Raw genomic sequence first — 23,599 nt, forward strand, 5'->3', positions numbered from 1 at the left:
GATTAATCTCCTTTTACTATTGTGGTTTGGCCTGGTTTCCGGGTTTTTGTTTGTTGGTTTTTTCTTCGCCCAAAATATTAACCGGAGTATTTTCTTTTACATTTATCAATGGTTCGGCAACCACTTTTGCGCCTTCTGGCAGACCATTAATGATAAACGTTGTTTCGTTGCGTTTAATCACGTTTATGTCGCGTTTTTTCAACTCGCCGTCAACAACAATAAAAACGGTGTTGGTGTTAAAAACAGCTCCGCGAGGAATTTCCATGGCATCCGGAGTTTTTTGTCCCGGAAACTGAACGGCATAAAGTTGACCCGGAAGTACCTGGTCAGAGTCTGCCTGATTAACTTTTACAAAAACGCTTCGCGATTGGGTTTCAGCTTCAATAAAGTCTGATTTACGCACTACCTTGCCGGTAATTGTTTTGTCGTTTAAGTTGGAATGAATTATTACTTTGTCTCCAATTTTAATCCATTCGCTGTCTTCGTTTGGCACCGGAACTTCAATCTCTACATTGTCGGTGCGGATCATTTGCGCTATTTGTCCACCGGTATTTACATACGATCCGGTTTCGTAATTAACCTGCGTAAATGTTCCGTCGAAAGGTGCGTAAAGTGTATGGCGTTTCAACTTTTTTTCATCTTGTTTTATACCGTAGTATTCGGTTAAAACTCCCTGGCTGGCTAAAAATATTTTAAGCTTTTCATCGCGAACAACCGGCATTTCCGGTAGGTCTGTATCAAGATCGATAGCTCTGAAAAATGTTTCGTAAGCATTCAACTGATCTGGGAAGTCAACTTTCATGTCCGGAAGCAGAGAAGTCATTACAGTAAGAAACCCTGCTTTTCTGGCTTTCAAGGCAAGTTCAACTTCATCTTTATAAATTTCAGCAAGTAACTGTCCTTTTTTAAATGATGTACCTTTTCTCAGCACAACAGCTCCGGGTTCAATTTTCCCCGATGCTTCAGAAACAAGAATAACTTCGCTGCCCGACACTGCTCGTCCTCCCGGTAGCGACAGTGGTGAAGTAATTTCAGAATAGTTAACTGTTTTTACTTTTACAGATCGTTTTATTTCAACATCGGGCCTTTTAACTTGCTCCGGTTTCATCGAAATAAACAGTTCTGACAAGGCTGCTGCACCTCCTAATAGTACAATAAGGGCAACAACAACGAATGTGGTTTTTCTCCAACTCATGGCTTTATTTTATTTGAATTTTTTATCAGCATACGTTCACTTAAAGCGCAAAAATCATCAAATTATTCAATGTTCTGACTTTTATATTGTAAAAAGCACACATTGAATAAATCATTTAACTTCCTAATACTTCTTGTGAATAATTACAAAGACATCTTTGATTTAACAAGGTTTAATTAGTCGCGTAACTTTTTTACATTAGCAGAAACACAAAATGATATAAGATGTTTACTAAAAGTAATTTCCGTTCGTTTAAACCATTGTTGCCAGGCGTTGAAATGCGGCCGCTGGCTTTTGAAGAGAAAACAATTTTGTGTGAATTTAAATTACAAAAAGGAAGCGAGCTCCCTTCGCATAGTCATCCTTACGAACAAACCGGCTATTTACTGTCGGGTAAATTGAATTTTCGCATCGGTACAGAGTGGGTTGTTGCCGAACCCGGCGACAGTTGGTGTATTCCTGAGGATGTTGAGCATCAGGTTGAAGTGATTGAGGAGGCTAAAGTTTTAGAGGCATTCACTCCAATTCGCCCCGATTATTTACCCGATGAAAATGCTGATTAAGCTCAAGAAAATAGCACGTGAATTCATTTTTTTGTTTCTCGTAGCAAAGTGCCACTTTGTAAGCGTAAAGTAAAACCAAAGTGATAAAATTTAGGTATTTGCTTAAAAGAAATGCTAACTTTGCACGCTCGTTTGCAGGAAGCATATATAACAGATGCAAGTACTTGAATTTGATACGGTTGTAATAGGAAGTGGGCTGGCAGGACTGTCGGCCGCTTATCACTCTTCAAAATACGGACGCGTTGCGATAGTTACCAAGTCGCAGCTCGATGTTAGTAATTCTTATTATGCCCAGGGAGGTATTGCTGCAGCTATTGCCGACGACGATTCGCCTGAGCAACATGCACAAGATACTTTGGTTACAGGTCGTGGAATTTGCGATAATGATGCCGTTGAAATACTGGTTAACGAGGGTCGCGAGCGTGTTCAGGAATTGATCGATTTGGGTATGCAATTCGATAAAGAAAACGGCGAATTTGTCCTTGGTCTGGAAGGAGGGCACACCAAACGGCGGATTTTACATGCCGGCGGCGATGCAACCGGAAAAGAGTTGACCTGTTTTAAACTGCGCCTGATTCGGGAAACAAAGAATGTAGAGGCATTTGAATATGTTGTGGCGGTAAAAATACTTAAACACAACAACGCAATCGTGGGCATTCAGGCTTACGATTTTAAAACCAACAAGAACATACTTTTTAAAACAAAAGCCGTAATTGTTGCAACAGGTGGTTTGTCGCGGGTATTTGCCCGGTCAACCAACCCGCACACAGCAACCGGCGATGGAATTGCTTTGGCGTATGATGCCGGCGCCCGTCTGGCCGATCTCGAATTTGTTCAGTTTCACCCTTCGGCGTTATACTTGCCGGGTAAAGAAGCTTACCTGATTAGCGAGGCCGTTCGTGGAGAAGGTGCGTGGTTGTTGAATGCCAAAGGCGAGCGTTTTATGAAAGATATTCACCCGCTGGCCGAGCTTGCTCCGCGCGATGTGGTGGCTTACAGTATTTTTCGCCAGATTCAAAAATCCGGTCAGGATCATATCTTTTTGTCATTAAAGCATTTGGATAAGGAAAAGATCAGGAACCGGTTTAAAAATATCGACAGGCATTTAAAGGAGTTTGGTTTCGATTTAACTGAAGACCGATTGCCAATTGCACCGGCAGCACATTATATGGTTGGCGGAATTCGTACCAATCTCGATGCAGAAACAAATATTTCGGGTCTTTTTGTTTGCGGCGAGGCTGCATCAACCGGAGTGATGGGCGCCAATCGTTTGGCCAGTAATTCCTTGCTCGAGTGTTTGGTGTTTGGGAAACGTGCAAGCGTAAAAGCTGCAAAACTGGTTGCATCGGAGCAATTGCCCGAAGATCCGGAACCGATTACGCTGGATGCAAATAACGAGCAATTATTTTTGAAATATCAGAACGAGGTGGCACAAATTATGTCCGAAAAACTGGGTATTGTCAGAAACCGGGAAGACCTGGAAACTGCGTTTAACCGCTTTTCAGAAATTGCTGCCGAATTCGAAAACGATAACAACGAATACAATTTAATTAAGATCAGGAACATGTCGGTTATCAGTAAACTCATTGCGCAATCGGCACTGGTTCGCGAAGAGAGTCGCGGCGGACATATCCGGGAAGATTTCCAAAAGGAGAATCCTGATTTTAAGACACATATTATTCAACAAAAAAACAAAAACATAGAGTTTGAACCCATAAGAAAGTAAAGCTATGATGGATCAGAAAACATTAAAATCGGCCGAAGTTTTATTCGACATGGCGTACGCCGAAGATATTGGCGACGGAGACATTACTACCAACAACCTTATTGATAGCAACGATGTAAAAACCGCACAGTTTGTTGCCAAAGAAGAAGGTGTTGTTGCCGGTTTGGAAGTAGCTGAAATGGTTTTCAGAAAATTCGACCAAAACCTGGAATGGAATGTAAACATGCCCGACGGAAGTCACGTTGTGCCCGGAGATATTATTGCCGAATTTAAAGGCAACTACCGTGCATTGTTAAGCGGCGAACGTAAAGCATTGAATTTCCTTCAGCGTTTATCGGGTATTGCAAGTTATGCCAACCTTTGTATGAAAGAAATTGAAGGTACAAAAGTTGAGATTCTGGATACCAGAAAAACACTTCCGGGATACCGTTACCTCGATAAGTATGCAGTTAGAATGGGAGGTGCATCGAACCACCGTTTTGGATTGTACGATATGGTAATGATTAAAGATAACCACATTCAGGTTGCCGGAAGCATTACAAAAGCTGTTGAAGCTATTCGTAAACGGATTCCAAAAAGTATCAAAATCGAGGTGGAAACTACCACCATCGATCAGGTAAAAGAAGCTTTGGCTGCCGACGTTGATATTATCATGTTGGATAATATGCGTTCGTCGATGATGAAAGAGTGTGTGGAAATTATTGATCGTCGTGCAAAAATTGAAGCATCGGGGAATATGACCATCAAACGAATTAGCAAGGTGGCACATACCGGAGTTGATTATATTTCGATTGGTGCATTAACACATTCGGTAAAAGCGCTTGATATCAGTCAGCGTATTATTGACTAATGAATCTTGTGATTGATATCGGCAATACCCGGACCAAATATTCGGTCTGCAACCGAGACGAGGTGCTCGACACTTTTTCGGTTGATGAGTTTTTGCCTTCAATTATAAAAGAACTAAAAAAGGAATATACCGGGCTTGACAAAGCAATTCTTTCGTCGGTAACAAATTATTCAGCTGAGCTGAAAAATGCTTTATCCAACGAATTTAAAACCTTTGTTGAATTGGGGCCGGCAACGGCTTTGCCCATCGAAAACTGCTACCATACAAAAGATACGCTTGGTAAAGACAGGATTGCCGCAGTGGTGGGAGCTTATCATTTGTATTCGGGTTTTAATGTTTTGGTAATCGATGCCGGAACGGCGATAACTTTTGATTTGCTAACAGCAGAGGGCAAATATCTTGGTGGCAATATTTCTCCTGGTTTGGAAATGCGCTATAAAGCACTAAACCAGTTTACAGGTAAACTCCCAAAAGTAGAAAAGGGAGAATTGAAAGAACTAATTGGTAAAACAACCGAGCAGGCAATTAGGGCCGGTGTGCAACATGGTATTGTATTTGAGGTTGATGGCGCAATCGCCTCATTTAAGGAAATTTATGATAATTTAAAAGTTATTATAACCGGGGGCGATGCTGAATTTTTTGATTACAAATTAAAAAATTCTTTCTTTGTACACTTTAATTTAACCAGCTTAGGTTTAAACCGCATTTTACAACATAATGGGGAGAAGAAGTAGAGTAAGTTTTTTAATTGCCGGGTTATTATTTATCCCGGCTGTATTGTTTGCACAATTTAATAATAGTACCACATCGCCATATTCGCGTTACGGATTAGGTGATTTGCAACCCTATTCATTGGGGCGTTCGGCTGCAATGGGAGGAGCTAGTTTGGCAAGCAGATACAGTATGCAGATAAATGTGGCTAACCCCGCAAGTTTAACATCGCTTGATTCGCTTAATTTTTTATTCGAATTCGGCCTGGAAGGCAAATTTGCCAAGTACTATACTGATGATAACAGTATGCAGTCGAATGATGTAAATTTCAAATATTTTGCGATGAGTTTCCGGCTAACAGAATGGATGGCAACAAGCCTGAGTTTGTCGCCCTATTCTGATGTAGGTTATTATGTAACATCGGTTGCCGACATGGATAATGTTGGTAACGTGTATACTACCTACTATGGGGCAGGAACAATATCGAATGCAAAATGGGGTTTGGCGATTGAACCAATAAAAAATGTTTCGGTGGGTATGAACCTGAACTATCGTTTTGGGCAACTAAACCGAAACACTGAGGTTACCTTTGCCGATCCATCGTTTTATAATGTGCAACGTTATTCGACACTCCGAATTCGTGACTTTGGTTTAGATTTAGGACTTCAGGCAACACTGCCGATGAAAGATGATAAAAGTTTAACATTAGGTTTGGTGTATGCAAGTTCGCCTGAATATACCGACTTTGTATCCGATATTATTCAGAAGAACCTTTCGTACGGAGGAACGCTGGATCAGGACACTTTGCATTACGAGGAAGAGCAACGCGGATCGATGGTTTTCCCGATGACCTTTGGCACAGGATTGTCGTTTGCCAAAGAAAATGTGTATGAAATTAACGTTGATTATTACCACGAAGGATGGGCAAACGCGGAATTCTTAGGTGGCAAAAGTAATTTTCTGACAGATTTAAATAAATTTGCGATTGGGGCTGAGTGGATTCCGGATAAGTTTTCGATCAGAAGTTTTATTAACCGTGTTGCTTATCGCGCTGGTTTTAAATACGAGCAGACTTACCACACCTTTGCCGGGCAACATATAAACGACTTTGGCATAAGTTTTGGTGTCGGAATACCAATGTATCGCTCTAACTCAACACTTAATGTGGGAGCAGAGTTTGGACAAAGAGGGACAAAAGAGCACAATTTGGTGCTCGAAAAATATGCAAAAGTTAATTTAAGCGTTAGTTTACACGATTTGTGGTTTATGCAACGCAAGATTGAATAAAAATCAAAAAAGGAAAAACAAATAAAACTCATTATGAAAGCTATTTTACGCATAACTCTTTTGATGGCAGCAGTTGTAATGGTCGGTATTACGGTTGCACAGGCGCAGAGAGTGATTAAAGGAACTGTTTATATGGATGGAGAACCGGCAGCTGGAATTAATGTTGAAGCCCACAAAGGCGGAAGCATGATGACCAGTTTTGATGGTAAATACGAAGTTGAAGCTGATGCAAAATCAAAGTACATCAACTTTACTTTTATTGACGAAAGAAAAAGATTAAACATCGAAGGTCAATCAGGCGATGTTTTCGATTTTGCATTCACCGGAAGCATACCATCAGGAGATGGAGACGAGGTTGAAAGCGGCGATGTTAACCTGAGTTCGTTGGAAGAATTGATGAAAGCTCAGAATAGAGATTTTCTTAATGAACTTTCATTAGAGCAAGAGTTTTTCAAACAAAATGATTTTAAATCAGCGATGCCCCACTGGGAGAAGCTATACAATCAATATCCTAAGTCGACCACAAATATTTATATTCATGGTGGAAAGATGTATGAAAACCTCATCGAAAATGCAGCAACTGATGCAGAGCGTGATAAATACATTGATTTGTACATGAAATTGTATGACAAAAGAATAAAGTATTTTGGCGAGCGTGGTTATGTGTTAGGTAGAAAAGGTACTTCATGGTTGAAATACAAACTTAGCGCAGAAAGAGACAATGCACCTGAAGGAGACGCTTTAAAAACGATTCACAAATCGGGTTACGAATGGTTGTCTGAGTCAGTTCAGCTTCAGGGTGAAAATACTGAACCACCTGTATTATTACTGTATATGCAAACTACCGTTGCTTTGTTTAAGCTAGGTGAATTGCCAAAAGAACAAGTAGTTAAAAATTACGAAGAGTGTACTTCAATTGGGAATGCTATTATTGCAGCAAACGAAGATGAGAGCAAAGTGCAACAAACGCAGGAAACAGTAATGCCTTATATCGAAAATATTTTCGGTAAATCGGGTGCTGCCGATTGCGAGGCCTTAGTAAATATTTACGCTCCACAGTACCAGGAGAATTCAAGTGATGCAGAGTGGATTAAATCAATGCTACGTCGTTTGGGTAGAGCTAAATGTACTGAAACTGAACTTTTCGGTATTGCAACAGAGCGTTTGTATGAGCTTGATCCTTCAGCCGAAGCAGCGTTTAACATGGCACGTCGATTCCTGAAAAATGATGAAACAGAAAAGGCCAGAGAGTATTATCAAATGGCTATCGATCAGGAAACAGATCCAAAACTTAAAGCAACCTATCATTACGAGCGTGGTTTAATTCGTTTTGCAAAAGACGGAAACTATGTAGGAGCACGTAACGACGCAAGAAAAGCGCTGGAATTGGATCCTGATTTATGTGATGCAAACATGCTGATTGGTAACATTTATGCAACAGCTTCTTCTAAATTCGAAGGAACAGCAATGGAAAAATCAGCAGTATTCTGGTTAGCATGCGACTATTTTGCAAAAGCACGTCGCGGCGAAGACTGCTCAATCGAAGCAGCAGAAAAACTAAGAGATTACAAAAAATATTTCCCGAATAAGGAAGAAGCATTTATGGAAGGACTCCAGGAAGGTAGCACCTATCACGTAGGAGGTTGGATAAATGAAAACACAAAAGTTCGCTTCTAAAATATTGAACATCATAAAATCATTTCGTATTGCAGTTCTCGTGTTGGGAACTGCAATACTTTTCTTTGCCTGTAAGAAAAACGACATAGAAAAGATTAAAGCTTTTGGTTCCCCCGAAGAATTACCAATATTAGAGGCCACCAATTTCGAAACACTCAATACTGATTCCGGTACCGTGCGCTTCTTTTTAAAAGCAAAAAAACTACTTCGTTTTGAGAACGACGGAAAAACTTTTCACGAATTTCCAGAAGGACTTTTATTAATAAGGTACAACGAGAACCATAAAATAACTTCCAGTATTGAGGCCGATTATGCCAAGGAATTTATTAAAGAAGAAAAGTGGGAAGCCAAAAATAATGTGGTGGTAACCAACGAAAAGGGTGACTCGTTAAAAACCGAACACCTTATCTACGACCAAAAGAATGAAACAATTTTTACCGAAGAATTCGTACAAATTATCAGTGCCGATAAAGTGATTACCGGTACCGGATTAACATCCGACCAAAATATGACAAACTGGACGATTAAAAACCCGAAAGGTTTTGTAACTGTTACGGTTGATAATAATAAAACAAATGCTCAGGCCGATCAAAATGTTAAACAGGCTGACAGTGTGAGTAAATCGGTAAAAACAACACCACCACCAAAAGATCCGTTAAAATTTAACTAACACCATTATGAATTCATATTTGCTGATTCTGATCACAATCATTCTTTCGGCCTTCTTTTCCGGAATGGAGATTGCATTTGTTTCAGCGAATAAACTCCGCCTCGAGCTCGATAAACAATCTGATCCGTTTAGCTCGAAACTATTAAAATTTCTTACCGGAAACGGTGGACAGTATATTGCTACAATGTTGGTTGGGAACAACATTGCGTTGGTTGTTTACGGTATTGCTTTTGCTGCCGTATTGGAGCCGGTTTTACAAAATTCCATTCAATCCGAATCGTTGGTTTTGTTACTGCAAACCATAATTTCAACCTTTATAATTTTGTTGTTGGCCGAGTTTTTACCTAAAACTTTATTCCGAATCTTCCCTAATTCTTTGTTAAACATTTTTGCACTTCCGCTCGCATTCTTTTATGTAATTTTTTATCCGATTTCACGGTTCTCAATGGGCATCACCAATTTCCTTTTAAAGAACTTTTTTAAGACAAAACCAAACAACGAGGATAAAAATCAGGTGTTCAGAAGAATCGATCTTGATGAGTTTATCAGCGAAAACGATGGGCTGAATATCGAAAAAAAGGAATTTGTTGAAACCGAGATCAAACTGTTTAAAAATGCGCTCGATTTTTCAAAAGTAAAACTGCGTGAAATTATGATTCCGCGCACCGAAATTGAAATGATGGAAACCGGTGCATCGATAAGTGATATTCGCCAAAAATTTGTGGAGACCGGTTATTCGCGGATATTGATTTATAACGAGAATATCGACAATATTATAGGATATGTACATTCTTCGATGCTGTTTCGGAATCCTGAAACCATCGATCCGTTTATAAAAAGTGTTCAGATTGTACCCGAAACCATGCCCGCAAACAAGCTGCTGAGTTCGTTTATTCAGGAACACCGCAGTATCGCCATTGTGGTTGACGAATTTGGAGGAACAGCCGGAATGGTTACCAGTGAAGATATTCTGGAGGAAATTTTTGGCGAAATTGAAGACGAACACGACATTAAAGGTATTGTGGAGAAGAAAATCAGCGATACCGAATTTGTGTTTTCTGCCCGCGCTGAAATCGATATCCTGAACGAAAACTATTTTCTCGACCTGCCCGAGAGTGAAGAATTTGAAACACTTGCCGGGTTAATACTTTATCACCACGAAAGTATCCCTAAAGTAAACAGTGTCATCAAAATCGAAAAGTTCCAGTTTAAAATCCTAAAAGCAACAAATACCAAAATTGAATTGGTAAAGCTCAAACTTCTCGACGATTAATTCGTTAAAAACATCCATTGTAACATGCTGTAAATAAGAATATTCAGAGTGGCTTCGATGATGTCGCAAAAAATGTTCAATATTAGAGGTAAAACAGTTAAAATTGTTATCTTCGTAGCTCGAAAAAAATTAAAGATTTAGACTTAAAAATAACTGTAAATCAATGGCAACGTTACAAAAAATTAGAACGAAAGCAGGATTATTGGTAGCAATTGTAATCGGTCTTTCATTGGCAGCGTTTATCCTTGGCGATTTATTGCAGGGAGGTTCGTCAATGTTCCAGAGAAACCGTTTAGAAGTAGGAGTAATTGATGGGGAATCAATTCAGTATCCTGATTTTCAGAAGGAAGTAGAAGAGTTAGGAGAAATATTCAAGCAAAACTACGGACAAAATCAGTTAGATGATAACACCTGGGCACAGGTTCGTGAACAGGCTTGGCAACGTAAAATTGCTGAGATAGTGATGGGAGAGGCTTATGAAGATCTTGGAATTGAAGTAAGCGCAGACGAGTTATTCGATATGCTCCAAGGATCAAATCCTCACCAAATTGTTCGTCAAATATTTAGCAATCCAGAAACTGGTCAGTTCGATCGTGCGGCTGTAGTTCGTTTCCTGAAAGGAATGGAACAAGGAGCAGTTGCTGCCGATCAACGTGTATACTGGTTAAACATCGAGCAGCAGATTGTTGAAGAACGTACACAAGGAAAATACGCCAACATGGTGGCGAAAGGTATGTATGTTACCGGCGAGCAAGCCGAAGCAAGTGCAACTGCAGGAAGTAAATCAGTTAATTTCGATTATATTGCTTTACCACACAGCAGTGTTTCCGACGACGATATTACTGTTACAGATAAAGATTTGAGAGATTATTACAGCGCACACAAAGAAACATACGAATCTGAAGCAAGCAGAAGAATTGAGTATGTTGCTTTTCCTGTAGAGCCTTCGGAAAAAGATTTTGCTGAAGCCGAAGAGTGGATCACCGCTATTAAATCGGATCTTGAAGAATCGGAAAACACCGTTCAGTTTATTAATACAAATTCGGATATCAGTTTTAACGATGCATGGGATAAAAAAGAAGATCTTCCAGAAGCTGTTGGCGCATGGATTTTCGACGAAGGGGCCGAAGTTGGTCAGGTTTACGGACCATACAAAGACGGCGAGGCCTTTACTCTTGCAAAACTGTACAAATCAGAAATGATGCCGGATTCAGTAGAAGCCCGCCACATTTTATTGCAGGTTACTACTCAGGCTGAATTGATTGCCGCTCAACAATTGGCAGACAGTTTGAAAACAATGATTGAAAACGGTGCTTCATTTGCTGAATTGGCGCGTACAAATTCAGCCGACCAGGGTTCTGCTATTAACGGTGGAGATTTGGGATGGTTCCAGCGCGGTCAAATGGTAAAACCTTTTGAAAATGTTGCATTCGAAAATACTACTGACAGTGTAACTATCGTTCCAACACAATACGGACTTCACCTGATTCAAACTACAAAACGTGGTAAACTTACCCGTCAGGTGCAGGTAGCTTACCTTACACGCAACGTGGTACCAAGTACTAAAACTTACCAGAATGTTTACGCACAGGCAAGCCAGTTTTCAGGCGAAAATCCAAGTGCAGAAGCATTTAATACCGCTGTTAGCGAGCAAAACCTTACAAAACGTGTAGCTAATGTTGGCGAAAGCGATCGTAACATTGTTGGTTTGGAAAATGCACGTCCACTTATCAGAGCGGCTTACGAAGCTGAGGTTAACGATATTCTTACCAACAACCAGGACTCGAGAATTTTTGAATTAGGCGATAACTTTGTAGTGGCTATTTTAGCAAGTGTAACAGAAGAAGGTATTGCTCCTTTCGAGAACGTTAAATCACGTGTTGAGCTGGCTGTTACAAAAGAGAAAAAAGCTGAATTGTTGATTGAAAAAGCAAAAACTGCGTTAAGTGGAAGCAGCGATCTTGAAAGTGTTGCAGCAACACTTGATTCCGAAGTTCTGAATGCAACAGGTGTTAACTTTAACTCTTATTCTGTTCCAGGAATGGGTCTTGAACCTGCAGTTGTTGGAACTGTAGCAGCACTTGATGTTGACAAAATTTCAGCACCAATTGCCGGAAACAACGGAGTTTATATTGTAATGCCTACATCGGTTAACGAAGGTATGGGTGTTGATGTGGCCGCTGAAAAAATGCGTTTGGCACAAACAAATACTTACCGTGTTGGAGCCGAGGTGTTTAATGTACACCGCAACTCGGTTGAAATTGAAGACAAAAGAGCGAAATTCTATTAGTAGATAGCTCTCTAAAGATATTGAAAGCCGTTCCGTTTGGGGCGGCTTTTTCTTTTTCTATGGAATCAGAATTGGGGAATCCTGGTGTTAACCGGGTTAAAATGTCTCGCGGTAAATAGAGAAGGACAGAGTGACTATCAGCAAATTTCCACTAAACGAATATCAAAACTCAGCACCGCATTTGGCGGAATTTTATTTCCCGTTCCCTTGCGGCCCCAGGCCAGTTCGGCAGGCACCCAGAATTTATAGCGACTGCCAACGCTCATCATAGGTAAACCTTCCTGTAAACCCTCTATTAGTTCTTCAATTTTAACTTCGTCGGGCTGGTTTTGGCGATAAGTATCTTCCAGAATTTTACCATCGAGCAGCAAGGCACGTTGATGAATTTTTACCGTGTCGAAAAGACCGGGTTTGGGGCCTTGTTTTTCTTCAACAATCAGGTATTGTAAACCGCTGGCGGTTTCTGTAACACCGGCTTTTTGTTTGTTATTCACTAAAAAATCTTCACCCGATTTTCTGTTATTTCCGGCCGATCCTTTACTTCTTGCTTTTTTCTCTCTGCGTGCCATTTGTTCCAAGCTTTTTACCGTTAACACAAAGTAAACGAAAATCGCAAAAACTGCTTATATGTTTTATTTATTGCAGTCGAAATTTTATCTTTAGCGCACTGTTTAAGCTTTTAACTTCTTTCCAACCAACTGAAAACCTGATAAGGAGGACCAAAATGATATTTCGCTTTTTTACTGTTTCTATATTGTTTATCTGTATTGCATTTATTCAAACTTTTGCTGCCGATAATCCTGAAAAAGATATTCGAATTAAAAGTCGTGGCTCACTGTCGTATAGCAAACGCGACGCAAAAATAAAAGTGTATATCGAGGGTGTGCGGCTCGATATGGATTACATGCGACGAAACATGCGTTTTGCCGATTTTGTGAATGATCCTGCCGTGGCCGATGTCCATATAATTATAAATAACCAGACAAGCGGCTCCGGAGGAATGGTGTACTCTTTGATGTATAACAACTTAACTTTTGAGAATTTTAGCGACTTTACAATAACCTGTACAACGATCGCCGACGATACCAATGAAGAACAACGCCGGAAATTAAAAGATGCATTATCGCTGGGATTAATGCCTTTTGTAAACCAGACAAAAGCTTCCAATCAGCTAAGTTTTCGTTACCGGGGCGATGAGGAAGTAGGGAAGGCTGAACCGGTTGAAGATCCGTGGCACAACTGGACATTCAGGGGCGATGTTAGTGGTCGCGTTAACCTCGAAGAAAGTAAAACGAATTACAATTATTCGTTTAATGCGCGTGCCGATAAAGTAACTGAAGATATCAGGATTAGAAACAATGCACGCCGTTCGGTAAATACCAAAAAATATACGAGCGATGGAGTAGAGTATCGTTCGGATAATACCTCAACCTATGCCTCGTCGAGTGCCGTAAAAAGCTTGTCATCGCGATGGTCAACCGGATTATTCGGTAGTTTTTATAACAGCAATTATCGCAACACAAAGTATTCGATGTCGGTAAAACCGGCCGTTGAATACAATATCTTTCCGTGGGATGTTTCGGACCGTAAAGTGTTTACCATTGCTTATTATATTGGGCCGGAGTGGATGAGTTACTACGAAGAATCGATATACGATAAAATGGAAGAAAGTCTGTGGGAGCAATCCTTACGTCTTGATTTGCAGATTGTGCAAACCTGGGGTGAAGTACAGGCCGGTTTAAATGCAACAAATTATATGCATGACTGGCGGAAGAACCGAATAACTTTTGATACTGATCTCTCGGTTCGTATTGTACGTGGTCTTTCTGTAAGAATGGGCTTTACTGTAGAAAATGTACACGATCAGATCTACCTTCCTAAAGGTGAAATTTCGTTAGAGGATGTTCTGCTTAATAAAGTACAGTTACCATCGTCGTTTGAGGTGGGCGCTAATGTTGGTATTCGCGTGCAATTTGGATCGATCTATAATAACATCGTGAATAACAGGCTGTAAAAGAGCTGCTAGTCTCGAGTTGCGAGTCGCTAGTTTTTAGGATCAATCTACATTAATCTCTTTTCAATCTTTTTCAACCTTCGCAATAACAACAACTCGTGTTGCCATCTGGAAACCATGTTGTTTTAATGCTGCTTCAATTGCCGGAATTTGATTTTTTAGTTGATCGTATTCGGGCTTGTCCTTAACTTGCTCGAGCATTTCCGTGAGTTTATCTTTTCGTTCAGCAATTTCTTCCGCGGTGGGAGATACAAGTGCTTTATCGTTGTTAAAGGCGGTGTAAATTTTCAATCCTGCCTTTTCAATCTTTTCAGTAATTTCAGCTCTTGTAAACGTTTCATTGTGGCAAACACCATTTAACCGGTCGATCGTACTTCTGAAATGGTGCATTTGTTTATGTACTTCCTGTGCAGGATTCAGGTTGTCGCTGAACAGTTCGTTTACAATAATCCAGCCATCCGGTTTTACTACGCGCTGCATCTCTTTAAACGTAAGTTGCACATCGGGTAAATGGTGCATGGCCATTGAAATGCTTGCAGCATCGAAAGTAGAGTCCGCAAATTCCAATTTCTCGCCGGTCATGTTCATGAATTCAACATCGGGATGTACTTTTGCGGCTTCTTCCAACGAGCTTTTATCCGGATCGATCCCAGTGAATTTGGTTTTGTCGAATGTTTCTTTTAAAACGGTAATAAAGTCTCCACTTCCGGTTCCAACATCCAATAAGGTTTGGATTGACTTGTCCTCAAAAAATTGTTTTAGCTGTTCCATTAGATTAAGAGTAAAAATGCCGACAGGGCGGTTACAATAATTACTGCAGTTCGGTAAAGTTTGTCAGATATTTTTTGCACCAGTTTAATACCTGCAAAAGCACCGATTGCAATGGCAGGTAAAAGCATTAAATCGAGTGTAAGTGTATCCAGGTTAATGGTTTTCCATACAAAAATATGTAAGGGGAATTTCGAGAAATTAACGATCAGAAAAAACCAGGCTCCGGTGCCAATAAAGCTGTTTTTGGGTAAATGCATTGCCAAAAGGTAGATGGCAAATATCGGACCTGCTACATTGCCGATCATTGTTGCAAAACCACCTAAAACACCCATTAGTGCCGATAACCACCAGGTATCGGGGAACAGGTTTTGTCCTTTTTTGCGGTCGCGCCAAAGCATAAGACCAATACACAGAAAAACCAAAATGGCAATTATGTTTTTAAACCAGGTGTCGTTTACAACTTCGCCAACCCACAGGGCGATGCCAATTCCAACAAAAGCCCAGGGCAGCAGTTTCCACAGGTATTTCCATTCAGCATGACGATGATAATAGCCAACACCAAAAAGATCGGCCATCATTAACATGGGCAACAAAATTCCTGTCGAGGCTTTCCCGCCAAATATTAATGCCAGGGTTGGCACAACCAGCATCGATACACCGGGCACACCAACTTTCGACATGCCAACAAGCATTCCGCATACTGCCAATAAAATCCACTGAAGAATTGAAAAGTCAAGTTCGAGCATAGTAAATAGCGCTAAACCGCTAATGTAGTAATAAATATGAAACAGGGGAGAAAAGAAAAGGTCCCGCCAATGCGGGACCAGTCTAGCTAACAATTCGAAGGTAGGACCTACCCTCTCAAAAAAACAAAAAACAAAAACCATGTTAAGGCCTAAGCCTTATTCTCAATCATCTTAGTCACTCAATTTAAAACATGTTGCTTACAACATATGCAACTACTTACATATATGCAAAGCGTGTGCCATAACTTTCACAAAAGCAGGATTTTAACCTCTGTTAACTTGCTTGTAAAAGAGTCCTAAAAAGTCTTTTTATCAATTTCCTGAAGATCTTCAGGATTAATTTCACCAAACCAATCGTGTAATTTTTCGTGTGCTTTGGCTTTGATTTCCGGGGTTATACTTTTAGCAACGGCCGACAAGGTGAAAAGCAAAACGCCCAAATCGTCGCTGTAACCAATTATTGGAGTTAGGTCGACAATGGCATCGGTGGGTAAAATAAAATAACCAAGTGCAGCCGCAATGCTCAGTTTTGTTTTTATGCCAACACTTTTGTCCTGAAAGGTATAAAACAACAACAAAACGGCATAAACAACTTTTGCTCCGGCAGCTTTTCCAAACTTTCTAAGCTTGTCCCACAGCGATTGTTCCGAGAAATATTTTGAATACTTGTCGTCCATTGTTTTTATTTTAAGCTGGCCGTTGAAAAATCGAGCTGAATAGCACCGTACTGTTCTATTATGTTTTCCAGAATTGCGTGAACATCGTCGTTTGTTTCGGCGCGCAACAGTTGAATTTTAAGTTCACGGAAATTTGGCAATCCCGGGAAATATTTCGCAAAATGACGGCGCATCATTAAAATCCCCGATCGTTCATTGTCGCGCCACTCAAGGTTTAACCGGAGTTGTTCTTTTAGTGTTTCCACAACTTCGTTAACAGTTGGTTGTGGCAGTTCTTCGCCGGTTTGCAGGTAATGCTTTACCTCACGAAATAACCACGGGCGACCGATCGCTCCGCGTCCGATCATCAACGCATCAACACCGGTTGCATCAAGCAATTGTTTGGCTTTTTTACCGCTGTTGATATCGCCGTTGCCGATAATTGGAATCTGAATTTTTGGATTATTCTTCACTTCACCAATCAAGGTCCAGTCCGCTTCTCCGGTATATAATTGTTCGCGTGTTCGTCCGTGTATGGCAAGTGCCTGAATTCCGGCGTCCTGCAATCGTTCGGCTACTTCAACAATTGGAAGGTTGCCCGCGGACCAGCCTAATCGTGTTTTTGCGGTAACCGGAGTTTTAACGGCCTTGACAATTTCGGCAGTCATTTTCTGCATCTTGTCCACGTCTTTTAACATCGCCGATCCTGCACCATGTCGCACGATCTTTTTCATGGGGCAACCGTAATTGATGTCGATAAAATCGGGTTCAAATTCTTCGGCCACCTGCGCTGCACGCACCATCGAGTCGATGTTATGTCCATAAATCTGAATGGCCACCGGGCGATCGAATTCAAACAAATGCATTTTCTGTTTGGTCTTCTCGATGTCGCGCACCAAAGCCTCCGACGATACAAACTCGGTGTACATTACATCGGCGCCAAATTTTTTGCACATCATCCTAAACGACTTGTAGGTGACATCCTCCATCGGTGCCAGAAAAAGGGGAGTGCCCTCCAGTTCTATGTTTCCAATTTTCATTCGTTAAAAGTTTTTAATTATCGGTAAACGAGTTAATTAAAAAATTTGAACTCATGGAACCGCTTCGCTCTCGCATAATTTTATTAATCATTTTTCCCGAGTGATTTAACGATTAATAAAATCATACTCGTTTCATCATTTATCTGAAAATTGCTGCAAAAATAACCAAATATTTGGGATTGAACTTGGTTTAAATCAGTCGCTTAACTTTTGCATTTGTGGTCAGTTTCATTGTTTTGAAATCGATACCGGTAATCAGGTTTACACCGGGTTTTTTGCCTTCTTCAAACGAGCCAAACGTATCTGTAATATTTAGCGCTTTGGCGCCGTTAAAGCCAGACCAGGAGATCAGTTCTTCCAACGAAACATCGGGGAAATTCTGCTGAATGGTGAGCATTTCCTTCAAAATAGAAAGTTCAGTGTTCGATGCCAGGCTGTCGGTTCCCAAACAGATTTGCAAATCTTCATTCCGCAAGAGATCCACCGGAGGCAGCTCGTTTTGAATGTATAGATTAGAGTTCGGACACAGTACAAAATAAGTATTGGCAAGATCGCGATCTTGTTTTAGTGCTTCAATATCCGAAATTTTGGTGTGGGTATTGTGCACCAGCAAAAGTTGATTTTCTTTTGGCAGATACTGCAGAATAGATTGTAAGGAAGATTTGCCGCTTGGTTTCCAATGGGTGGTTTCTAATTTTAAGTTATCTCGGAAATGGGTTAAAATATCGCCTGAACCAGATAAAAAGAACTCCGTTTCAGCTGTGCTTTCCTGGTTATGAATGCAAAACAATCCTCCTTTTTGCTCAGCGTAATTCTTTACTTTTTCAAACAGTTCTTGAGATACCGAATAGGGTGAATGCGGACCAAGAGATGCACTAAGTTTTGCATTTTCAAATGATTCAACTACTTCAACCGCTTTGGTAAAAGCTCTTTCGGCACGTGAAGGGTGAAATCCGAAAACTTCCACAAAAGTATGGTAATAGTTTTTGCTTTTCTGTTTTACCGAAAGCGAAAGTTCGGAGTTGGAAACATCGCCAACAGCTGCAATTCCTGCTGCCCACATTTTTCGATCGGCAATTTGCATGGCCTTTTCTTTGTCAGCCGGTTCGTCTCTTAATCGGTTAATTTGCTCCAGAAATCCGCTAAAGCCATTATGTTTTTCGATTTTGTTATGCAGATGGGAGAACTCCAGATGACAATGTGCATTTACAAATCCGGGAACCAAAATGCCGCTGTAAAACTCCACTCCGGCTTCTTCTCTGAATGAATCACCCCGATCAAGTATGTCGATTATTGTTCCTGCGTCGTCGCAAACAAGATTTCCATTTTTTATTGGCGAAGCTGTTCCGGGGAAGACGTATGTGGCGGCGATTTTTCTCACCTTATTGATTATTTTTCTTCTTCTTCAAATTTAAGAAGTTCTTCTTTACGTCCCGAATGTTCCTGTTCAATTTCACTCAAACGGCTCATTACCTTTCGGTACATTTTTTCAAAATCTTTTGGAAAACTGGCATAGTAAACCAGCGATTGCTCGAAAACTGAATCAGGCACTTCGTACTTGTCTAAAACCGAATAATAAAAGTTTTCAGTTCGTTGATTTATCATCGTTGAATCGTACCTGAAATGCGTAAAACTGGCATCGGCCAAATGCACATCAACCAGCATATTGATCATTTTCTTTTCTTTGATCAAATGCTCTGGTTTGGTCATGATCTCATCTTCGCAAGCTGTGATTGCGAACACGGCAATAAATAATATCAGGAAAGCCTTTTTCATTGTGGCGCCAAATTATAAATAGTTGAATCGTTTATCAAAAAAAGGTCGTTAAAAAAGCTTATTTGTATGTAGTTTTAATTTTATTACTCTTAGAACGTCATGCTGAACTCGTTTCAGCATCTACCGACATAGACACTGAATCAAGTTCAGGGTGACGAATCATACCGATATTCCTATATTCTTTTAAGCAAATATAGTTTTAAATACTTCCTCCACGCGGCTTACTTTAACAATGTCGATCTTAAATTTTGAGGCATCAAAACCTTTGTTCAACGAGGGAACATAAATGCGTGAGAAACCCAGTTTGGCGGCTTCTGCAATACGTTGCTCAATGCGGCTTACTGCACGTATTTCGCCGGTTAATCCCACCTCGCCGGCAAAACATATCTTGTGATTAATGGCAATGTCGATATTGGATGAAAGAATGGAACAGATAACAGCAAGATCGGTTGCCGGATCATTTATTTTTAGTCCGCCTGCAATATTCAGGAAAACATCTTTTGCAATGAGTTTAAATCCAGCCCGTTTTTCCAGCACCGCCAAAAGCATATTCAAACGTCGCAAATCGAAGCCAGTTGACGAACGCTGCGGTGTTCCGTATGCAGCCGAACTTACCAAAGCCTGAATTTCGATCAGGAAAGGTCGCACACCTTCGATGGTTGCTGCAATTGCAGTTCCGCTTACATCGTCGCTTACCTTTGAAATCAACTGCTCCGATGGATTGGTGATTTCACGTAAACCGTCGCTGCGCATTTCAAAAATACCAAGCTCGTTAGTGGAGCCAAAACGGTTTTTATTCGAGCGTAAAATGCGGTACATATAATTGGTGTCGCCTTCAAACTGCAAAACGGTGTCGACCATGTGTTCCAGCACTTTTGGCCCGGCAAGACTACCTTCCTTTGTAATGTGTCCGATCAGCACCACGGCAACATGGTTTTTCTTGGCAAATTTTAAAATAGCCGAAGTACATTCGCGAACCTGTCCAACCGAGCCGGGCGATGATTCTATAAGTTCGGTTGAAATGGTTTGAATAGAATCGATGATCAACAACTCCGGTTTTGCTTGTTCGGCTTGTGCAATAATGTGCTCCAGCGATGTTTCACTCAGAAACAGGCAGTCGCTTGTTTTATTACTCAGTCGCTCGGCACGCAGCTTAATTTGTTGCAGGCTTTCTTCGCCCGAAATGTATAATATCTTTTTCCCGTTTAAACCCATTGCCAGTTGAAGTGCCAATGTTGACTTCCCGATTCCGGGATCGCCACCTAAAAGTATCAATGATCCGGGAACAATTCCTCCACCCAAAACGCGGTTAAATTCTTCAATACCAACCGAAATTCGTTGGGTTCTGGCCATTTCGATGTTTTCGAGCGTGATGGGTTGATTCCCTGAAATCTGCACGGAGAGTTTACTCGTAGATTGTTTTTTTTCTACAATCTCTTCCACGTACGTATTCCATTCGTTGCAGGTAGAGCATTTTCCTAACCATTTTGGCGATTGCGCCCCGCAATTCTGACAAGTGTATATGGTTTTTGTTTTTGCCATTTTGTATGCTAGTTTGTTTGTGAAAAAGATTAACCACAAAGTACACTAAGGTTCCACAAAGTTTCTCAAAGCTTTTTTATTCTGTCAATAATTTCGCTGGTTGATATCCCTTCAATTAATTCCAGCGTTTCCACTTTTCCACCGTTATTAAGAACAGTATCGTGACCCGCAATTTCGTGAATTTCGTATTGTGCACCTTTTACCAAAACATCCGGGATAATCTTTGCAATAATATCAGCAGGTGTTTCTTCCTCAAAAATAATTACCGCGTCAATACACGCAAAGGCAGCCAGAATTTCGGCTCGTGGCTGTTCATTTAAAATCGGGCGCTTATCGCCTTTTAATAACTTTACCGATGTGTCGGAGTTCAGGCCAACAATAAGTTTGGTGCCAAATGCTGCCGATTTTTGCAGGGAATCGACATGTCCGTTATGTATAATATCGAAACAACCGTTGGTAAAAACGATGGTGTTGTCGCTTTCTTTCCAGGTTTTAAGAAGAGGGTGGAATGATTTAAAATCGCGAAATATCTTTGATTTGGTATTCAAGTTCATACGTATAAAAATAAAAAAACCTCGCGGTTAAACCACGAGGTTTGTATTTATTTAAAATGTATTTTAAACTACTGTGTTGGTTTCAATATCGGGGAAGATCAAACTTGGCTTAAATGTTTTGGCTTCCTCGAAATCCATTAAAGCGTACGAAATGATAATTACCACATCGCCAACTGCTACTTTACGTGCTGCCGGACCATTTAAACAAATGGTTCCCGATCCGCGCTCGCCCCTGATAACATAAGTCTCCAGGCGCTCGCCATTGTTAATATTCACAACCTGTACCTTTTCGTTCTCGATAAGGTTAGCAGCATCCATCAAATCTTCGTCGATGGTAATACTTCCAACATATTGCAGGTTAGCCTCAGTTACGGTAACCTTGTGTATTTTCGATTTACAAACTTCAATTTGCATAACTATGCTTATTTCGGTCTTAAAAAACTATATTGTCAATTAACCTGATCTTTCCGCAAAAAGCAGCAACGCATCCAACTTTTGTCGAATTTTCTTCCCAGTTTTTCACTGCTTGCAGCTGCTCGTCGTCAACGATCTCAAAATATTCAACATCAAGGAACGGGTTCTTGTTTATTGTTTCGGTCACCCAGTCCGTGATTTCTTGTACGGATTTCTGCTCCTTAAGTTCTTTGGCTTTAAACAAAGTCTCCGAAATTACGGCCGCATTTTTCCGTTGTTCTTCTGTCAATAATTCATTTCGCGAACTCATGGCCAAACCACTCTCTTCGCGAATAATGGCGCAAGGTACAATTTCCACAGGAAGTTGTAGTTGTTTCACCATATTTTTAACAATGGCCAATTGCTGGAAATCCTTCAAACCGAAGTAGGCTTTGGTAGGTTTTACCATGTCGAAAAGACGGCTAACCACCTGTGCTACACCGTTAAAGTGTCCCGGGCGATGTTTGCCTTCCATCACCTCTTCCAAAATTCCAAAGTTAAATTTACGTTTATCCGGTTCGGGGTAAACCTCCTTAGCATTGGGTGCAAAAACGATTGAACAACCTGTTGGTTCCAATAATTTCATGTCGTTTTCGAGCGTGCGTGGATAACGTTCCAAATCGCCCGGATCGTTAAATTGTGTTGGATTTACAAAAATACTTACCACTACAATCGGATTTTCCGATACGGCCTGTTCTACCAACGAAATATGTCCTTGATGCAATGCCCCCATTGTAGGTACAAAACCTACTTTGTTACCTGTGGCAATGCACTGTATTTCAGTCTGTAACTCTTGTACTGTACTAACCAGTTTCATAGCTAAAAAATTGCGGCTGCAAAGTAAGTAATTTTAATTGTTAAAACATCGAAAAAAATAAGGATAGTAACTGGAACTAACGAACTTAACTTGACATTTCGTTTATTTTTATTATTTTTGCACCCTGTTTTTAACTGCACTTATTTGGTTCATGGAAAAGAAAAGAATCCTTTATATTTCACAAGAAATTACTCCCTACTTGCCTGAAAGTGAAATGTCGGAAATTGGACGATACCTGCCACAGGGCGTTCAGGAACAAGGGCGAGAGATTAGGACATTTATGCCTCGTTATGGTTGTGTGAATGAGAGAAGAAACCAGTTACACGAGGTGATCCGCCTGTCGGGGATGAACCTTGTTATTAACGACACCGACCATCCGCTTATCATAAAGGTTGCCTCAATTCAGGCAGCGCGTATGCAGGTGTATTTTATCGATAATGAAGATTATTTTCAACGTAAAGCCGTATTGCACGATGCCGATGGCAGCGAGTTTGAAGATAACGACGAACGGGCTGTGTTTTTTGCGCGCGGAGTACTGGAAACGGTTATAAAACTACGTTGGGCACCAGATATCATTCATTGTCATGGCTGGCTAACTTCGCTGGTTCCGTTGTATATTAAAAAGTATTACTACAACGATCCGTTATTCCAGAATTCGAAACTGGTGTATTCGGTTTATAACGACGATTTTAAAAATACGCTTGACAGTAAATTCAACGAAAAGTTACTGTTAGAAGGTATTACAAAAGATGATGTTAAGGCTATTGAGGATCCAACGTTTGCCAATGTTAGCAAAATGGCCGTTGATTACTCTGACGCAGTAATCCAGGGAAGTGAAAGCATCAATGCTGATGTAGTATCGCATATAAAAGATAGTGGTAAACTATTCCTTGATTACCAGCCAAAAGAAACTTACATTGACGCTTACAACGAGTTTTACGACAAAGTGTAAGTTTTTGGTGTTAAAGAATCAAAATTATATTTAAAA

The 23,599-nt window shown here is 40.6% G+C and carries 23 protein-coding genes; 11 read left to right on the forward strand and 12 right to left on the reverse strand.

Annotated elements, in window-relative coordinates:
- Positions 1 to 16 precede the first annotated feature (16 nt).
- Entirely contained in the window at positions 17 to 1,195 is a 1,179-nt protein-coding gene (locus SLH46_RS03520) for an efflux RND transporter periplasmic adaptor subunit (protein WP_320279767.1), read from the reverse strand.
- Positions 1,196 to 1,419: 224 nt separating this feature from the next.
- Between SLH46_RS03520 and SLH46_RS03525 the strand changes: the two genes are divergently transcribed.
- From SLH46_RS03525 to SLH46_RS03565, 9 genes are all read left to right on the forward strand, one after another.
- Positions 1,420 to 1,758, forward strand: coding sequence for a cupin domain-containing protein (locus SLH46_RS03525; protein ID WP_320279768.1), 339 nt, complete (start codon positions 1,420 to 1,422; stop codon positions 1,756 to 1,758).
- A gap of 154 nt (positions 1,759 to 1,912) precedes the next feature.
- Positions 1,913 to 3,484: an L-aspartate oxidase gene (gene nadB / locus SLH46_RS03530; protein ID WP_320279769.1), complete on the forward strand. Its 1,572-nt coding sequence runs from the start codon at positions 1,913 to 1,915 to the stop codon at positions 3,482 to 3,484.
- 4 nt (positions 3,485 to 3,488) lie between these two features.
- On the forward strand, positions 3,489 to 4,334 hold the full coding sequence (gene nadC, locus SLH46_RS03535; protein WP_320279770.1) for a carboxylating nicotinate-nucleotide diphosphorylase: 846 nt from the start codon (positions 3,489 to 3,491) through the stop codon (positions 4,332 to 4,334).
- Entirely contained in the window at positions 4,334 to 5,068 is a 735-nt protein-coding gene (locus SLH46_RS03540; protein WP_320279771.1) for a type III pantothenate kinase, read from the forward strand. The genes nadC and SLH46_RS03540 overlap by 1 nt, the downstream gene beginning before the upstream one ends.
- The gene (locus SLH46_RS03545; RefSeq protein ID WP_320279772.1) at positions 5,052 to 6,332 is read left to right on the forward strand and encodes a hypothetical protein; all 1,281 of its coding nucleotides are present in this window, start codon (positions 5,052 to 5,054) and stop codon (positions 6,330 to 6,332) included. The genes SLH46_RS03540 and SLH46_RS03545 overlap by 17 nt, the downstream gene beginning before the upstream one ends.
- A gap of 33 nt (positions 6,333 to 6,365) precedes the next feature.
- On the forward strand, positions 6,366 to 8,009 hold the full coding sequence (locus SLH46_RS03550; RefSeq protein ID WP_320279773.1) for a tetratricopeptide repeat protein: 1,644 nt from the start codon (positions 6,366 to 6,368) through the stop codon (positions 8,007 to 8,009).
- Between the two features lie 4 nt (positions 8,010 to 8,013).
- A complete protein-coding gene (lptC, locus tag SLH46_RS03555) occupies positions 8,014 to 8,679 on the forward strand; it encodes an LPS export ABC transporter periplasmic protein LptC (protein WP_320279774.1) in 666 nt (221 codons plus the stop codon).
- A gap of 7 nt (positions 8,680 to 8,686) precedes the next feature.
- Entirely contained in the window at positions 8,687 to 9,952 is a 1,266-nt protein-coding gene (locus tag SLH46_RS03560; protein ID WP_320279775.1) for a hemolysin family protein, read from the forward strand.
- A gap of 163 nt (positions 9,953 to 10,115) precedes the next feature.
- Positions 10,116 to 12,242, forward strand: a complete 2,127-nt coding sequence (locus SLH46_RS03565; protein WP_320279776.1) for a peptidylprolyl isomerase — start codon at positions 10,116 to 10,118, stop codon at positions 12,240 to 12,242.
- Between the two features lie 137 nt (positions 12,243 to 12,379).
- Here the strand turns inward: SLH46_RS03565 and SLH46_RS03570 are convergent, their stop codons facing one another.
- Positions 12,380 to 12,811, reverse strand: coding sequence for an FKBP-type peptidyl-prolyl cis-trans isomerase (locus SLH46_RS03570; RefSeq protein ID WP_320279777.1), 432 nt, complete (start codon positions 12,809 to 12,811; stop codon positions 12,380 to 12,382).
- A gap of 155 nt (positions 12,812 to 12,966) precedes the next feature.
- On the opposite strand from SLH46_RS03570, the gene SLH46_RS03575 reads away from it, so the two are divergent.
- Entirely contained in the window at positions 12,967 to 14,256 is a 1,290-nt protein-coding gene (locus SLH46_RS03575; protein ID WP_320279778.1) for a hypothetical protein, read from the forward strand.
- A 63-nt stretch (positions 14,257 to 14,319) separates the two neighbouring features.
- On the opposite strand, the gene SLH46_RS03580 is transcribed toward SLH46_RS03575, so the two are convergent.
- The 10 genes from SLH46_RS03580 to panC all read right to left on the reverse strand — a co-directional run bounded on the left by SLH46_RS03580 (position 14,320) and on the right by panC (position 22,611).
- A complete protein-coding gene (locus SLH46_RS03580; RefSeq protein ID WP_320279779.1) occupies positions 14,320 to 15,027 on the reverse strand; it encodes a class I SAM-dependent methyltransferase in 708 nt (235 codons plus the stop codon).
- Positions 15,027 to 15,773, reverse strand: coding sequence for a sulfite exporter TauE/SafE family protein (locus SLH46_RS03585; protein ID WP_320279780.1), 747 nt, complete (start codon positions 15,771 to 15,773; stop codon positions 15,027 to 15,029). The genes SLH46_RS03580 and SLH46_RS03585 overlap by 1 nt, the downstream gene beginning before the upstream one ends.
- 296 nt (positions 15,774 to 16,069) lie before the next feature.
- Positions 16,070 to 16,450, reverse strand: coding sequence for a YkvA family protein (locus tag SLH46_RS03590; RefSeq protein WP_320279781.1), 381 nt, complete (start codon positions 16,448 to 16,450; stop codon positions 16,070 to 16,072).
- A gap of 5 nt (positions 16,451 to 16,455) precedes the next feature.
- Positions 16,456 to 17,469: a tRNA dihydrouridine synthase DusB gene (gene dusB / locus SLH46_RS03595; RefSeq protein WP_320279782.1), complete on the reverse strand. Its 1,014-nt coding sequence runs from the start codon at positions 17,467 to 17,469 to the stop codon at positions 16,456 to 16,458.
- Positions 17,470 to 17,659: 190 nt separating this feature from the next.
- Positions 17,660 to 18,850, reverse strand: coding sequence for an amidohydrolase family protein (locus SLH46_RS03600; protein ID WP_320279783.1), 1,191 nt, complete (start codon positions 18,848 to 18,850; stop codon positions 17,660 to 17,662).
- A gap of 8 nt (positions 18,851 to 18,858) precedes the next feature.
- Positions 18,859 to 19,245: a DUF4296 domain-containing protein gene (locus SLH46_RS03605; RefSeq protein WP_320279784.1), complete on the reverse strand. Its 387-nt coding sequence runs from the start codon at positions 19,243 to 19,245 to the stop codon at positions 18,859 to 18,861.
- Positions 19,246 to 19,428: 183 nt separating this feature from the next.
- Entirely contained in the window at positions 19,429 to 20,787 is a 1,359-nt protein-coding gene (gene radA, locus SLH46_RS03610) for a DNA repair protein RadA (protein WP_320279785.1), read from the reverse strand.
- Positions 20,788 to 20,852: 65 nt separating this feature from the next.
- Positions 20,853 to 21,335 carry a D-glycero-beta-D-manno-heptose 1-phosphate adenylyltransferase gene (rfaE2, locus tag SLH46_RS03615; RefSeq protein WP_320279786.1) on the reverse strand — a complete coding sequence of 161 codons (483 nt, stop codon included), beginning with the start codon at positions 21,333 to 21,335 and terminating at the stop codon, positions 20,853 to 20,855.
- A gap of 69 nt (positions 21,336 to 21,404) precedes the next feature.
- Positions 21,405 to 21,755, reverse strand: a complete 351-nt coding sequence (gene panD, locus SLH46_RS03620; RefSeq protein ID WP_045031375.1) for an aspartate 1-decarboxylase — start codon at positions 21,753 to 21,755, stop codon at positions 21,405 to 21,407.
- 19 nt (positions 21,756 to 21,774) lie between these two features.
- Positions 21,775 to 22,611, reverse strand: a complete 837-nt coding sequence (gene panC / locus SLH46_RS03625; RefSeq protein WP_320279787.1) for a pantoate--beta-alanine ligase — start codon at positions 22,609 to 22,611, stop codon at positions 21,775 to 21,777.
- A 151-nt stretch (positions 22,612 to 22,762) separates the two neighbouring features.
- On the opposite strand from panC, the gene SLH46_RS03630 reads away from it, so the two are divergent.
- Positions 22,763 to 23,563, forward strand: coding sequence for a glycogen/starch synthase (locus SLH46_RS03630; protein ID WP_320279788.1), 801 nt, complete (start codon positions 22,763 to 22,765; stop codon positions 23,561 to 23,563).
- The last annotated feature ends 36 nt before the right edge of the window (positions 23,564 to 23,599 follow it).

Origin of the sequence: Draconibacterium sp. IB214405 (assembly GCF_033963885.1) — a bacterium.
In the GTDB taxonomy this organism is placed as follows: Bacteria; Bacteroidota; Bacteroidia; order Bacteroidales; family Prolixibacteraceae; genus Draconibacterium.